Annotated in this window: 15 protein-coding genes; 14 read left to right on the top strand and 1 reads right to left on the bottom strand. The window is 55.1% G+C overall.

Translation table 11 applies throughout. The features are described 5' to 3' along the window. Positions 1-27: 27 nt before the first annotated feature. Entirely contained in the window at positions 28-1530 is a 1503-nt protein-coding gene (locus RID21_RS17650) for a TolC family protein (protein ID WP_350191083.1), read from the bottom strand. A 494-nt stretch (positions 1531-2024) separates the two neighbouring features. Here RID21_RS17650 and RID21_RS17645 point away from each other — a divergent pair, with 494 nt between their 5' ends. From RID21_RS17645 to RID21_RS17580, 14 genes are all read left to right on the top strand, one after another. Continuing rightward, on the top strand, positions 2025-2786 hold the full coding sequence (locus tag RID21_RS17645) for a DeoR/GlpR family DNA-binding transcription regulator (protein ID WP_228030229.1): 762 nt from the start codon (positions 2025-2027) through the stop codon (positions 2784-2786). A 60-nt stretch (positions 2787-2846) separates the two neighbouring features. Continuing rightward, a complete protein-coding gene (pduL, locus tag RID21_RS17640) occupies positions 2847-3548 on the top strand; it encodes a phosphate propanoyltransferase (protein WP_502892623.1) in 702 nt (233 codons plus the stop codon). 127 nt (positions 3549-3675) lie between these two features. Continuing rightward, a complete protein-coding gene (locus tag RID21_RS17635; RefSeq protein WP_350191081.1) occupies positions 3676-3975 on the top strand; it encodes a BMC domain-containing protein in 300 nt (99 codons plus the stop codon). A gap of 137 nt (positions 3976-4112) precedes the next feature. Continuing rightward, entirely contained in the window at positions 4113-4382 is a 270-nt protein-coding gene (locus RID21_RS17630) for a BMC domain-containing protein (RefSeq protein WP_350191079.1), read from the top strand. Positions 4383-4478: 96 nt separating this feature from the next. After that, positions 4479-5669 carry an acetate/propionate family kinase gene (locus tag RID21_RS17625; protein WP_350191077.1) on the top strand — a complete coding sequence of 397 codons (1191 nt, stop codon included), beginning with the start codon at positions 4479-4481 and terminating at the stop codon, positions 5667-5669. Between the two features lie 51 nt (positions 5670-5720). After that, positions 5721-6032, top strand: coding sequence for a EutN/CcmL family microcompartment protein (locus RID21_RS17620; protein WP_145191594.1), 312 nt, complete (start codon positions 5721-5723; stop codon positions 6030-6032). A gap of 26 nt (positions 6033-6058) precedes the next feature. Further along, positions 6059-6580 (top strand): hypothetical protein, encoded by a 522-nt coding sequence (locus RID21_RS17615; protein WP_350191075.1) that lies wholly within the window; start codon positions 6059-6061, stop codon positions 6578-6580. Between the two features lie 70 nt (positions 6581-6650). Next, positions 6651-8075, top strand: a complete 1425-nt coding sequence (locus RID21_RS17610) for an aldehyde dehydrogenase EutE (RefSeq protein WP_350191073.1) — start codon at positions 6651-6653, stop codon at positions 8073-8075. Between the two features lie 39 nt (positions 8076-8114). Continuing rightward, on the top strand, positions 8115-8399 hold the full coding sequence (locus tag RID21_RS17605; RefSeq protein ID WP_350191071.1) for a EutN/CcmL family microcompartment protein: 285 nt from the start codon (positions 8115-8117) through the stop codon (positions 8397-8399). Between the two features lie 4 nt (positions 8400-8403). Then, on the top strand, positions 8404-9093 hold the full coding sequence (locus RID21_RS17600) for a hypothetical protein (RefSeq protein WP_350191069.1): 690 nt from the start codon (positions 8404-8406) through the stop codon (positions 9091-9093). A 46-nt stretch (positions 9094-9139) separates the two neighbouring features. Further along, on the top strand, positions 9140-9421 hold the full coding sequence (locus tag RID21_RS17595; protein WP_145044291.1) for a EutN/CcmL family microcompartment protein: 282 nt from the start codon (positions 9140-9142) through the stop codon (positions 9419-9421). 59 nt (positions 9422-9480) lie between these two features. Continuing rightward, positions 9481-10371: a class II aldolase/adducin family protein gene (locus RID21_RS17590; protein ID WP_145191580.1), complete on the top strand. Its 891-nt coding sequence runs from the start codon at positions 9481-9483 to the stop codon at positions 10369-10371. 91 nt (positions 10372-10462) lie between these two features. Continuing rightward, positions 10463-11389, top strand: a complete 927-nt coding sequence (locus RID21_RS17585) for a malate dehydrogenase (RefSeq protein WP_145191577.1) — start codon at positions 10463-10465, stop codon at positions 11387-11389. A gap of 73 nt (positions 11390-11462) precedes the next feature. After that, entirely contained in the window at positions 11463-12680 is a 1218-nt protein-coding gene (locus RID21_RS17580; protein WP_350191067.1) for a beta/alpha barrel domain-containing protein, read from the top strand. Positions 12681-12768: the final 88 nt, after the last annotated feature.

The following is a 12768-nucleotide window of genomic DNA, read 5'->3' as shown; positions in this document are numbered from 1 at the left end:
TCACTTTAACTGATGATTCCGTTCGCTTTAGCGGGGCTTGGGCACCGCGTCGATGTGTCCACCACCCATGGGGGCCGGCGGAATATTCAGTCCGCCCGTCAACAGCATTCCGCGAATCGCCACTTCGGTTTCCTGGTTCTGCAGCTGACTCTGGATGTAATCCTGCTGCAGGTTCAAATACATCTTTTGCGCCATCAGCACGTCCAGCCACGGAGCCCGGCGTTTGTAATAACTGTCGTGCGTAATTTCGTAAGCCTGTTTCGCCTTAGGCAGCATGCGGTCCCGGTAAGCTTCCACATGCTGACGGGAGGTCCGGTAATCGCGATAAGTGTGCGAAAGTCGGCTCATCAGCGAGAGTTCTAACCTTTTCACATTGGCCCGCGACTGATTCAGGTCGGCCAGCGCCTGATCCACCGTCCCCTGGTTCCGGTCAAAGATCGGAATGGGCAGCCCGACCGACACGCCCGCCACCGAGTTGTCCGTTTCATAGTTGTGACCAAAGTCCACATTCAACAGGACATTCGGAATCGGCTGGACCTTTTCCCGTTCTACGGTGATCTCATCATGCTGCACCCGTTCCCAGGCAGCCACAATCTCCGGGCTGCTTTCCAGCAGTTGATTGAGCACCATATTCCAGTCCAGCAGTTCGCTCTGCGGTTCCAGCGAACCAACCAGGGTCGTGCATGCGAGTTCGGGGACACCCACCATCGCTACCAGCTTACGCCATTCCTGCTCCAGATCGTTCTCTGCAGTCTGCAGGTTGAGACGCGCCTTTTGCAGATCCACCTCGGCCTGGAGTAGTCCCGCCTGATTGGTCTGCCCCAGGTTGAGCATCTCCTTATGGGTCTGCAGGTTATCTTCCGCATTCGCCAGCAACTGCTTCTGTACCGCCAGTAACTGCTGCGCTGCGAGGGTCCGGTAGTAATGGATCTGCACATCGTTGAGTACCCGCGTGCATTGTGCCTGCAGGTTCGTTTCAGCGATACACATCTGCTGCGTCCACTTGGCGCGACTCAGCTTCAGCTTGCCACCGGTCACGATCTCCTGTGAGACAAACCCACCCTGCAACTCGCCGGGGGTTCCTTCGATGCCGATCTGGTCCGCTTTATAACCCATCACCGGATTTGGTTTGAGGCCGGCCTGGTAGGCGGCACCCCGGGCAGCATCCACCTGAGCCTGGGCTTGAATCAGGGTCGGGTTGTGTGCCTGGGCCAGTGCTTCGAGTTCCACGAGAGAGCAGGAATTCGCGGGGAACGCTGTCGTGTGATCGGGTTCGGGGGGCAGGGGCGCAGCGATCTCAGAGAGGGGCAGCTCCACCGGTTCTTCATGAGCCACCAGTTTTGTCTCAGCAGCCTGCTGCGTCTCTGGGGTGGGCGCGGTCTCTTCGTCCAGGGAAAGTGTGTACGACGCCTCCTGTTTTTCAGCTGCGGGAGTTTCAGACTTCCGGGCCAGGTAGGAGGCGGGACCTGCAGCGCAACCGCAGAGCGTGCACGTGAGCAGTGAAACGGCTATCGAAGATTTGACTTTCACTCCGGTCCTCCCTGACGATCGTTTCCGCGCGATCCTCGCGCAGCCTTCCATGGGAGGTGATCGACGTGAGCAGGGGGCTGAGTGATCACCAATCACTGAAACAGACAGCAAATGTGCAGATCAAAATCGTTGAAACCGGGGAACCGCTAGAACTGACAGAACCCGTCCCACTGGCAGTGACCGGTATCCAGGGTGAAGAAACAGAGAATTCAGGCCCTGAAATGTCTCCCAAAAGCGACTCAAGTCCCGGTTCTGATGTAAGTTTGGGATATAGACTTCCGTCAAACCAGGTAAGCAGGCGGGACTTTAGCGAATTCCGCTCTCAGATGAATATTTGCTTTAGGAAAGATGAAGTCTCTGGGAAATATCAAAACAACTGACAGTTTTTGATTGAAAGTGAAATATATTGAGTGTATTTTGAAGATATTGATTGAAAGAAAGCGCTACGAGAGGCATATTCTTTAGGGAAATAGATCGTCTCAGGAGGAGTTTGCATGTCAATGTTACTTGACGAAAGACGGGAAAGCATCCTAAAGATTGTCGAAAACAAGGGGTTTGTCTCCCTTGTGGATTTGATGGATTCTGTCGGTGCCTCGGAATCTACGATTCGGAGGGATTTGGAGTATCTTGACGGAATCGGTCAGATTCGTCGCACTCGTGGTGGCGCTGCTTACGTGGGAGAGTCCTTAGCTACTTTTGAAGATCGGTCTTTTATGTCGTCCAGGCAAAAAAGGCTGGTTGCTCAAGCTGTGGCTGATCTGATTGCTCCCGGAGAGGCTGTGCTGATGGATGGAGGCACAACCACTCTCGAAGTCGCTCGTCAACTGGCGGGCAAAGAACTACAGGTCGTCACCAATTCACTGCCGATCGCCAATCTGCTGGTCAACCAGCCCAAGGTCGATCTGATGTTGATCGGAGGCTTCCTGTTTCCCAAAACCGGCGTTGCCTTGGGGAAGACTGCTGTGGAATCGCTGAAAAGCGTCCATGTGCGTCGCCTCATTATCAGCGTCGGCGGAATCACGGAAGACGGGCTGTACAACAGCAACATGTTACTGGTGGAAACGGAGCAGCAGATGTTTGCCGCTGCAGAAGAAGTGATCGTGGTGACTGACAGTACCAAATTCGGGCATTCGGCTCTGGCCTACCTCTGCCCGCTGGCGGACGTCGATCACATCGTCGTGGACGACGGGATCACGGAAGAGTGGCAGCAGGTACTCCGCGATGCCGGCATCAAACTCACGATTGTCGAAACCTGACAATCTCTGAATCGATCATCGAGACCATACAATAAATTGAGATCAGATATTATGACACAACTGAAAAATTCCATCTCTCGCTCGCAGGTTGAACAACTGGTTCGTCAGGCTTTATCTCAACAACTCCCGGGCACATCAGCTCCGGGACTGCAGACGGCCCCGAACCCCCTGGTTGTGAATATCTCAGCACGACACGTGCATCTCTCTCAGGAACACCTGGAAGTCCTGTTCGGCAAAGGCTCTGAACTCGAAGTCCAGAAAGACCTCTACCAGGATGGCTACTTCGCCGCCACTCAGACCGTGGCGATTGTCGGCCCCCGCCGCCGGATGATCCCCAACGTTCGCGTTCTGGGACCTTGCCGTGGCGATACTCAGGTCGAACTGGCCTACACCGATTCCATCTCGCTCGGACTGGATCTGCCCGTCCGCATCAGTGGCGACATCAAAGGCACACCTGGTTGTGTGCTGATGGGACCCCAGGGAGTCGTCGAACTCGATTTCGGCGTGATCCGGGCTGCCCGTCACGTTCACATGTCACCCGCTGACTGTGCTTACTACGGTTGTGCCAACGGCGACAGCCTGCACCTGCGGGTCGATTCCCCCGGCTGCACGACGGTCCTCGAAGATGTGGTCGTACGCGAAAACCCGGACGTCAAACTGGAAGTCCACATCGATACCGACGAAGGCAACGCCGTCGACCTCGATCATGCGACTTCGGTCAAACTCTTCGTCCCGGAATCCTGTAAATGCAAACACAGCTGATCCTCAACAGATCAGCCACCGGTGCGTCATGCGGATGCATCGCTTAATTCCTGTTGCGGATCCGGGTGCCGGGTCCGTAGAAATCACGAACTGTTTTTTTACTGTCTCTAACAAGGAGAACTGACTCATGGCGAAAGCAATGGAAGCCCTGGGAATGGTGGAAACAAAAGGGCTGATCAGCCTGATTGAAGCCGCCGATGCAATGCTCAAAGCAGCCAACGTACAGATGATTGGCTGGGAAAAAGTCGGTAGCGGTCTGGTAACCGCATTTGTTGTCGGCGACGTCGCTGCTGTGAAAGCTGCCATCGATGCCGGTGCTGCTGCTGCCAGCAAAGTAGGCGAAGTTGTCAGCGTACAGGTTATTCCTCGTCCGCACGAAGAACTGGCTAATGTACTGCCCGGTAAAACTGCCGCTGCCAAAAAGTAATTAACGGGTTCTGAACTTTGACAGCTGAAGTCCCTGAATCTGAACGCTTTGAGGATGAACATAACCAGTTGACGTTCAACTGGTATGAAGCAACACAGGATTCAGCTCAACCCATTACATTGAAAGAGAATAACATAATGAGTTCCGAAGCAATTGGTCTGATTGAAACAAAAGGTCTGGTCGCTCAAATCGAAGCTTCCGACGCCATGCTGAAAGCTGCCAACGTGACTCTGGTTGACCAGATTCAGATTGGTGGTGCCTACATTACCACCGTGATCCAGGGTGATATCGGATCGGTTCGTGCTGCTGTTGACGCTGGTGCTGCTGCCGCTTCTCAGATCGGAGAACTGGTTGGCGCTCACGTGATCGCACGCCCCTCCGAAAGCCTGATGGCAAACTTTATCTAAGAAACGTACTGTTGGTTCTTCCCGGGGTTCACCATTGAACTGCGGGAAAAGGGAAGTCGAAACACCAGTCCTCAAGTCACAGAATGGATTCCTGCAATGAAAGTACTAGTTGCCAATTTAGGTTCCACCAGTTTCAAGTATCGCCTGTTTGATATGCCCGCAGAAGTGCAGCTCGCACGCGGGGGCATCGATCGGATCGGCGGCGAACAGTCGCACTGCGTCGTTGAAATTGGTGAGCATCGGGAAGAGCACGAACAGAACGTGCCCGACCATGCAGCCGCCGTCAACCTATGTCTGTCTCAGTTGACCAACCCCGAATGGGGTTGTCTCGAGTCAGCCGACGAAGTTGCCGGTATTGGTTTCAAAGCGGTCTTTGCCGGAAACATGAGTGGCGTACGCCTGGTAGAAGAAACCCTGCTGACCAAAATGGAGGCCCTGTCCGACATCGCGCCGGCTCACAATCCTCCGTATGCCCGGGCCATGCGACAACTGCGTCAGGCATTCCCTGATATCCCGCTGGTTGCCGCACTCGAAACCGCCTTCCATGAAACCATCCCGCCGGAAAATCGTACCTACGCCATCCCGTTCCAATGGGACGAAGAGTACGAAGTCAAACGCTGGGGGTTCCATGGTGCCAGTCACCGGTATATCGGCTCACGTATGGCCGAGCTCACCGGTAAAGACGATCTGAAGGTGATTTCCTGCCACCTGGGAGGCAGCAGTTCTCTCTGTGCCATGCACGGAGGTGTCTCTAAAGCCAACAGTCTGGGTATGAGCCCTCAGACAGGATTGCCCCACAACAACCGTGTGGGTGATTTTGATCCGTTTGCTCTGCCGGTTCTGCAGAAGGCCACCGGAAAATCTCTGGAGGAACTTCTGGAAGACCTGTCGAGTAAGGGTGGTCTTTTGGGGATGAGCGGATTGAGTGGCGACTGTCGCGATCTGGAAGAAGCGGCCGCCAACGGACACGAGCGGGCTCAACTGGCCCTGGGCGTGTTCCACTCAGCCATCCGGCATTACCTGGGAGGTTACATGACGGTTCTGGGCGGCGTGGATGCGATTGTTTTCACGGGTGGAATCGGTGAGAACAGTGTCAGCCTGCGAGAAAAGGTCTGCAGCAATCTGGAATGGGCGGGAATTCGACTGGATGCGGAACGCAATCAGAATGCGTCCGAGGAATCACAGATCCAGGCGGATGACAGTAACGTGCAGATCTGGGTCGTGCCTACCAATGAGGAGATTGTCGTAGCACGGCAGACAGTAGAAACCATCGAAGGGCGTGCGTAACGCCCCGAGAATAGAAGTATCCTTTCACGGGATTAAACAGGAGTTGGTTCGATGTTTGTAGGACGTATCACCGGAAGCGTCGTTTCGTCTCAGAAAGTCGAAGCGATGGTCGGTCAGAAACTGTTGATTGTCGAACCGTTGCGCGTCAATGAAAAAGACCAGAGTGATCTGACTCCCACCGGACGGTCGTTTATCGTCGTCGATACCGTGGGGGCAGGGCAGGGTGAGGTCGTGCTGTGTGTGCAGGGGTCATCAGCCCGCTTCACACCGGAAACCAAAAAACTGCCCATCGATGCAGCCATCATCGGCATCGTCGATCAGGTACACATTGGCAACCGGGAGATTTTTAACTCGAAGGACTGAAGTTCGTTCTGAACGGGAATCAAATCATGGCCAGACAGTTACCACAGGCAACGCCAGAGCAGAGACACCGGACGATGTTCATCATCTGGTTTGCCCTGATCATGGGTGTGGTAACCTTCGGAGTGGTCGTGGTCGGAATCCTGGGAAAGGACGAAGCACCCGGCGACGATCTGCCGCTCCTGACATATGTGGGACTGGGTGCTACAGCGGTCATGCTGGCATTACGCACCTTTGTGCCGGATCTGGTAGGACGCAACATGTTCAACCAGGCCATGGAGAGAATTAAGACAGAGAATATTCAGGACGAAGACGAGGTTCTGGCAACCTACGATCAGATTTTCATGACTCGTCTGATTGTGGGACTGGCCTTACTGGAAGGAGCGGCGATGCTCAATCTGGTGGCCTATATGACAGAAAGCCAGGTACTTTCGCTTGTGGCTGTCGGCATATTGCTGCTGGTCATGATTGCTTCGGTACCGACCAAATCAAAACTGGAAGCATGGATTCGCAACCAGATGGAAAACTATAACCTGGAAAACCAAAACTGAAATAAAACAGACTGAGTCCGCCACAGGAAACACCCGCTTTCACAGCCGGCGACTCGGGGAGAGATAGATTATGCAGGCGACAGAAGAAGCCATTCGCAGTGTCGTTCAGGAAGTGTTATCGCAGCTCAATAACCGGGGTGGCTATGGTTCCGCACCCGCCGGCAGCGATGGCGACTGGGGCGTGTTCAACAGTGTTGACCAGGCGGTTGCCGCTGCCACCGCAGGTCAGCAGCAGTTGCTCAAGGCCACTCTGGAAGACCGGGCCAAGGCACTCGAAATCGTGCGGCAGATCTGCGATACCCAGGCGGAAGAACTGGGCCGCATGGAACTCGAAGAGACCAAAATCGGTCGCCTCGATCACAAAATCGAAAAACTGCATCTGATCAAAAGCATTCCCGGCATGGAATTCCTCAAGACCGAAGCCGTCTCCGGGGACAACGGGATCAGCCTTACCGAATACGCCCCCTTCGGCGTCATCGGTGCCATTACTCCTGTAACACACTCCCTGCCGACTCTGGCCTGTAACTTCATCAACATGGTCGCCGCCGGCAACACGCTGGTCGTCAACCCGCACCCCAGCGGAGCGAAAATCGCCTGTGAAGGGGTGCGTCGCTTCAACCAGGCCATCTACCAGGCGACCGGTCTGCAGAACCTGGTGACCATCGTCGGTAACCCGACCCTGGAAACCGCCGACGAAATCTTCAATCACCGCGGCATTCCGTTGCTCGTTGTGACCGGGGGACCGGGCGTTGCCCGTGCTGCTCTGGCCGCCAAGAAACGGGCCATCGTCGCCGGACCGGGGAATCCTCCCGTGGTCGTCGATGAAACCGCAGATCTCGACAACGCCGCCAAATCGATCATTATCGGGGCGGCCTACGATAACAACCTGCTCTGTATCGGCGAAAAAGAAGTCTTCGCCGTCGACAGTATCTTCGACCAGCTGATGTCAGCTATGGGACGTCATGGCGGATTCCAGCTGAACGCTCAGCAGGTCGCACAACTCACATCGCTGGCCTTCGCTCCTCCCAAAGAACCGGGCGGACATGCTATGCTCAACCGCGACATGATCGGCAAAGACGCCGCCGTGCTCGCCGGGATGATCGGCGTCAATGTGCCGGCCGGAACTCAGTTACTTTACGGTGAAACCGATACGAACAACCCCTTCGTGCCTGAAGAGCAGATGATGCCCTTCGTGCCTTTCGTTCGCTGTCGCAACGCCGATCATGGAATCGAGCTGGCCAAAGAATTCGAACACGGATTCCGGCACACCAGCATGATTCACTCACGCAATATTGAAACCATTACCAAAATGGGTCGCGTCATGGACACCACTCTGTTTGTGCAGAATGGTCCCTGTGGAGCTGCCCTGGGCAACGGTGGTGAAGGCTACGGTTCCTTCAGTATCGCGACACCCACCGGGGAAGGGGTCACCAACCCGCTGACCTTCACCCGCTTCCGTCGTTCCACCACCGTCGGACATTTACGAATTATCTAAGTTACGTTTCGCGGATCACCACTTCAGGACTGAAATCATATGTTGACAGGCAGAGTCATCGGACGGGCAACCGCCACGGCAAAGCATCCCAGTCTGGCAGGCTGGCGACTGCTGCTCGTCCAGACACTGGATATTGATGGCAACGCAGATGGATTTCCTGAACTGGTCATCGATCAACTCGGATGCGGCAAACACGATCTGGTGCTGTTGACATCAGACGGGGCTGCCGTCCGGGAAATGGTGGGGGCCGACAATACCCCCATCCGCTGGGCCACCATGGGGGTGCTCGATGAAGATCAGGTGATTACGAGGAAAAAGAAATAAACTAATGCAGATTTCTGAAGAACTGGTCAATCAGGTCGTCGCCGATGTCTTGTCGACCCTCTCCCGTCAGGGGCAGGTCACACAGGCAACAGGCAGCGGTATGACCCAGGTCAGGAACAGTTCCTCAGTCATCCTGTCAGAGAAAGTGATCACGGCCGACCTGCTCGCAGAGAAAGCCAAAGGACAGACCGTCATCGGCGTCACCGCCGGGGCCATTCTGACCCCTTCGGCTAAAGATTATCTGCGGGAACACAAAGTCGAGATTCAGCGTGCGACAGCCGCTGCTTCCACAAAAGCGAAGCAGGGGGGCGCCTGGCGGGCGATAGTCCTCAGTCGGGCTGGCGTGGTGGAACAGGCTCTGACAAATATCGAACAGCAGACCGGCGCAAGCTGGTCACAGGAACTGGCAGGTTCTCTGGACGAAGCGATCCAGGGGGCGGTCAGCAGTTTATGTCGTGCCGATGCCGCAGGCGTGGTCCTGTTTGTCTCGGCAGCAGAGAAAGCAGCCTGCCTGGCGAATCGGAATCAGAAAATCTGTGCCGCCGCCATCCAGGATGTGAATCACCTGCGAACGGTTGTGTCGCAAATGAGTCCAAACCTCGTTTGCATCAACCCGGAGCAGAAATCATTCATTGAATTGAGAAACCTGATGAAGGCCTTTGTCTCCGCCGGCACTCCGCATCCGGAAGTCTGAGTGGGCAAAGAATTCGAATTCAGGGAACTACACAGGGAACCAGATTATGAAAATCGCAGAAGTCATCGGCAAAGTGACACTGTCACGCAAGCATCCGAGTCTGGACGGCGCGCGGTGGATTATCGGGATTCCCTTAAAGAGCGACGAACTGAACACAAACAAGAAAAAGAAAACGGAACCGTTTGTGATCTACGATGAGTTGGGTGCTTCACCTGGCAGCCTGATTGCTGTCAGTGAAGGAGCGGAAGCAGCGGCTCCCTTTAATCCCGATACCAAACCGATCGACGCCTATGTGTCGGCCATCCTGGATCAGGTTGAAGTTTACTAACGACCAGTCACACAAACTGAAAACACATACTTTTTAAATTTACGTTGGGAGTCAAAACCATGTCGAGTCAATGGAACAGTGGAATTCACGACCGGAAACTGAAAGAAGAGATCTGCGAAATCGGACGTCGCGTCTACAACAAAGGCTTCGCGGCTGCCAACGATGGCAACATTTCGATTCGTGTCGGCGAAAACGAAGTACTCTGCTCGCCCACGATGATCTGCAAAGGTTTCATGAATCCCGAAGACATCTGTGCGGTTGACCTGGATGGCAACCAGATCGCCGGTACCCGCAAGCGGACCAGCGAAATCCTGCTGCACCTCTCAATCATGAAAGAACGTCCCGACGTCAAAGCCGTCGTGCACTGTCACCCGCCTCACGCAACCGCTTTCGCTGTTGCCCGCGAGCCGATCCCACAGTGTGTGCTGCCCGAAGTCGAAGTCTTCATGGGCGAAGTACCTATGGCTCCTTACGAAACACCGGGCGGACAGAAATTCGCCGACACCGTACTGCCTTTCCTCAAAGGGGGCACCAACACGATCATCCTGACCGGTCATGGTACCGTCAGCTTCGGTAAGTCCCTGGAAGACGCTTACTGGAAAACCGAAATTCTGGATGCGTACTGTAAAATCCTGCTGCTCTCCAAGCAGCTCGGACGCATCAACTACTTTACGGAAAACGAAACCCGCGAACTGCTCGACCTGAAGCAGAAGCTCGGTTTCGATGATCCCCGTTTCCACGTTGAAGACTGTGATCTCTGTGGCAACAGCGCCTTCCGGGAAGGTTATACCGAAGGTCTGCCGCAGCAGAAAGCCTTTGAGCCGGCTCCCAGTTACCCGGGATACCTGCAGAAACCATCGACCCAGCCTGCAGCAGCACCTGCCGGCGGTAACTCAGATCAGCTGATCAAAGCGATCACCGATCAGGTCATGTCAGCCCTGGGGCAGTAATCCCCGGGCCGTCGTCCCGGGTAAATCACCCGGGCACGCGTTTGCAGAATTACTCACAGCTCACTTCGTCATATATAGAAAAGATTTGATCATGAATGTCAGTATTATCGGTGGTGGGGGACTCGTCGGTTCCTGTGCCGCCTTTGCATTACAGGCCGGAGGCATCGTCCGGGAAATCGCTCTGGTAGACGTCAATCAGGAACTGGTCGAAGGCCAGGCCCTGGACCTGCTGCACGGCAGCTCCTTGACTGCAGATCAGAAGATTTATGCGGGGGGCACCGAACTGGTGAAAGACAGCGATGTGATCGTCATCACCGCCGGTCTGCGTCGTAAGCCCGATGAAAGCCGCCTGGACCTGATTAACCGCAATGTCGAATTGTTCAAAAACATCCTGGCTGACGTCAAACGTGTTGGCACCAAACCCGGGGCGATTGTCTTCGTCGTTTCCAACCCGGTTGACGTACTGACCTACCTGGCCATGAAAGAACTCGGACTGCCGCCTCAGCAGGTCATCGGTCTGGGTACCGTTCTCGATACCACCCGTCTTCGCAGCATGCTGGCAGCCCGTCTGGACGTCCCTCCGACACAGGTTTCCACCCTGATTCTCGGCGAGCACGGCGACAGTATGGTTCCCGTCTGGTCAGCTGCCCAGGTCGGCGGACTCCCTCTGGACAAGTTCCCTGGTGTCAATGCCGGTCTGATTGCTGAAGTCGAAAAGAAAACACGTGGCAGCGGAGCTGAAGTCATCAAGAAAAAGGGCGGAGCTGGTTTCGCTGTCGGCGTGAGTATCGCCGATGTCGTACACTGTATCGCCCTCGACCAGCGTCGTATACTGCCGGTTTCATCACTGCAGGATGGTGCCTTTGGTCTGCGGGATGTCTGTATTTCGGTTCCGACCGTCATGGGCCGCACCGGCGTCATGCAGCACCTGGAAATCGAACTCTGGCCCAAAGAACAGCTGGCTCTGACTCAGTCCGGCCGGGTTCTGCGGGAAACCGTCGACAAAGTCCTCGGCTGATTCTCAGCCGGGTGACCACCTGAAGTGTTTTATGCGTTCTGCTTTTGCGTTTTGTTTTTGAAATGATTGTGTGATGGAAAAATCTCTCGACAGGAAGCTTCAGTCAATTCACGCTGACCCCAGCGGCTCAAAAGAGTTTATCATTGCTGATGCCAAAGACGCCGACATGGCCTTCGGCATCGGTGCCCCCGGACTCTCTCCGGAACGGCACGACCAGGAACTCAAATACAAAACGCTGGCAGAATACCGTCAGCAGATTCGCGAAGTCATCAAGCAGGAAGTGGTCGACATCGTCTTGATGTCAGCCAGCACCAGTGAAAAACTGACGATCGACGAACGACTGTTCGACAACTCGCCGATCACTCCCGCCGCCCGGGCCAACGACACCACCGACGTGCACGTTCCCCGTGGAGGCAAACTGCATCTGCCGCCGGCCAAACCATTCCGGTCGGCCAGCCTGGATCACATCCAGTGCGGACATCTTGACTGCAAGCCTGAAGAACGCGCCTATGGTGCCGACCTGGGTCTTTACTCAGTAACCTTTAATAACAATCTCGAAGAAGACCTTGCGACCCTTGAACGCTACAAGGAATTTCGCGAAGAAGCCGAACGTAAGAAGTTCCGCCACTTCCTGGAAATTTTCGATCCGAACATCAGTAACGCGGTCGCTGCAGATCTGGCCCCCGGTTTCATTAACGACCTGATCGCCCGAACCCTGGCCGGCGTCGCATCGCCGGGACGTCCCGTCTTTCTGAAGATGGTCTACCACGGACCGCGGGCCATGGAAGAACTGGTCGCCTATGATCCGCATCTCGTCGTCGGTATTCTCGGCGGTTCGGCAGGGACGACACTCGATGCCTTCCAGTTGATCTACGATGCCCGGAAATACGGGGCTCGTGTCGCCCTCTTTGGTCGCAAGATCAACCAGGCCGAACATCAGCTCGCTTTCATTCAGTTTTTGCGTTACCTGGTCGAAGACAAAATTCAGCCTGTTGACGCAGTCAAAGCCTATCATGGTGTACTGCAGGAACTGAGCATTAAACCGCACCGCGATCTCGAAACCGATCTGACTTACCAGACCGCCGTGATGAGCTATGGCGGTGAAGACGGCAAAACCTTCAGCTTCCCGGAGAAGAAAGCAGGCGGCAAGCCGGCGACCCCATCCGCAGAGAAACCAGCGGCTACACCCGCAGCAGGGAAGACTCAGGAAGCTCCGAATTTCGCAGCGATGAGTTCCGCAGAAAAGCTGGCCTATCATCAGGCACGCCTGAACCGCATGTTCGGGAACTAACTTCCGGACGCAGTCTGTTGAGACATCAGAGCAGGCGGCTTAGAATACACGCAGGTATTCAGCCGCCTGCTTTTTTTATTTCAGACAG

Origin of the sequence: Gimesia sp. (assembly GCF_040219335.1) — a bacterium.
In the GTDB taxonomy this organism is placed as follows: Bacteria; Planctomycetota; Planctomycetia; order Planctomycetales; family Planctomycetaceae; genus Gimesia.
Note: the sequence above shows the minus strand (reverse complement) of the source record. Positions and strands in the feature narration are given on the sequence as shown.

Coding starts and splice junctions, on each gene's coding strand:
- RID21_RS17595 (WP_145044291.1), top strand. CDS start 9,140: ATGAAAATCGCAGAAGTCATCGGCAAAGTGACACTGTCACGCAAGCAT.
- RID21_RS17610 (WP_350191073.1), top strand. CDS start 6,651: ATGCAGGCGACAGAAGAAGCCATTCGCAGTGTCGTTCAGGAAGTGTTA.
- RID21_RS17590 (WP_145191580.1), top strand. CDS start 9,481: ATGTCGAGTCAATGGAACAGTGGAATTCACGACCGGAAACTGAAAGAA.
- RID21_RS17585 (WP_145191577.1), top strand. CDS start 10,463: ATGAATGTCAGTATTATCGGTGGTGGGGGACTCGTCGGTTCCTGTGCC.
- RID21_RS17620 (WP_145191594.1), top strand. CDS start 5,721: ATGTTTGTAGGACGTATCACCGGAAGCGTCGTTTCGTCTCAGAAAGTC.
- RID21_RS17645 (WP_228030229.1), top strand. CDS start 2,025: ATGTCAATGTTACTTGACGAAAGACGGGAAAGCATCCTAAAGATTGTC.
- RID21_RS17580 (WP_350191067.1), top strand. CDS start 11,463: ATGGAAAAATCTCTCGACAGGAAGCTTCAGTCAATTCACGCTGACCCC.
- RID21_RS17630 (WP_350191079.1), top strand. CDS start 4,113: ATGAGTTCCGAAGCAATTGGTCTGATTGAAACAAAAGGTCTGGTCGCT.
- RID21_RS17600 (WP_350191069.1), top strand. CDS start 8,404: ATGCAGATTTCTGAAGAACTGGTCAATCAGGTCGTCGCCGATGTCTTG.
- RID21_RS17635 (WP_350191081.1), top strand. CDS start 3,676: ATGGCGAAAGCAATGGAAGCCCTGGGAATGGTGGAAACAAAAGGGCTG.
- RID21_RS17625 (WP_350191077.1), top strand. CDS start 4,479: ATGAAAGTACTAGTTGCCAATTTAGGTTCCACCAGTTTCAAGTATCGC.
- RID21_RS17605 (WP_350191071.1), top strand. CDS start 8,115: ATGTTGACAGGCAGAGTCATCGGACGGGCAACCGCCACGGCAAAGCAT.
- RID21_RS17615 (WP_350191075.1), top strand. CDS start 6,059: ATGGCCAGACAGTTACCACAGGCAACGCCAGAGCAGAGACACCGGACG.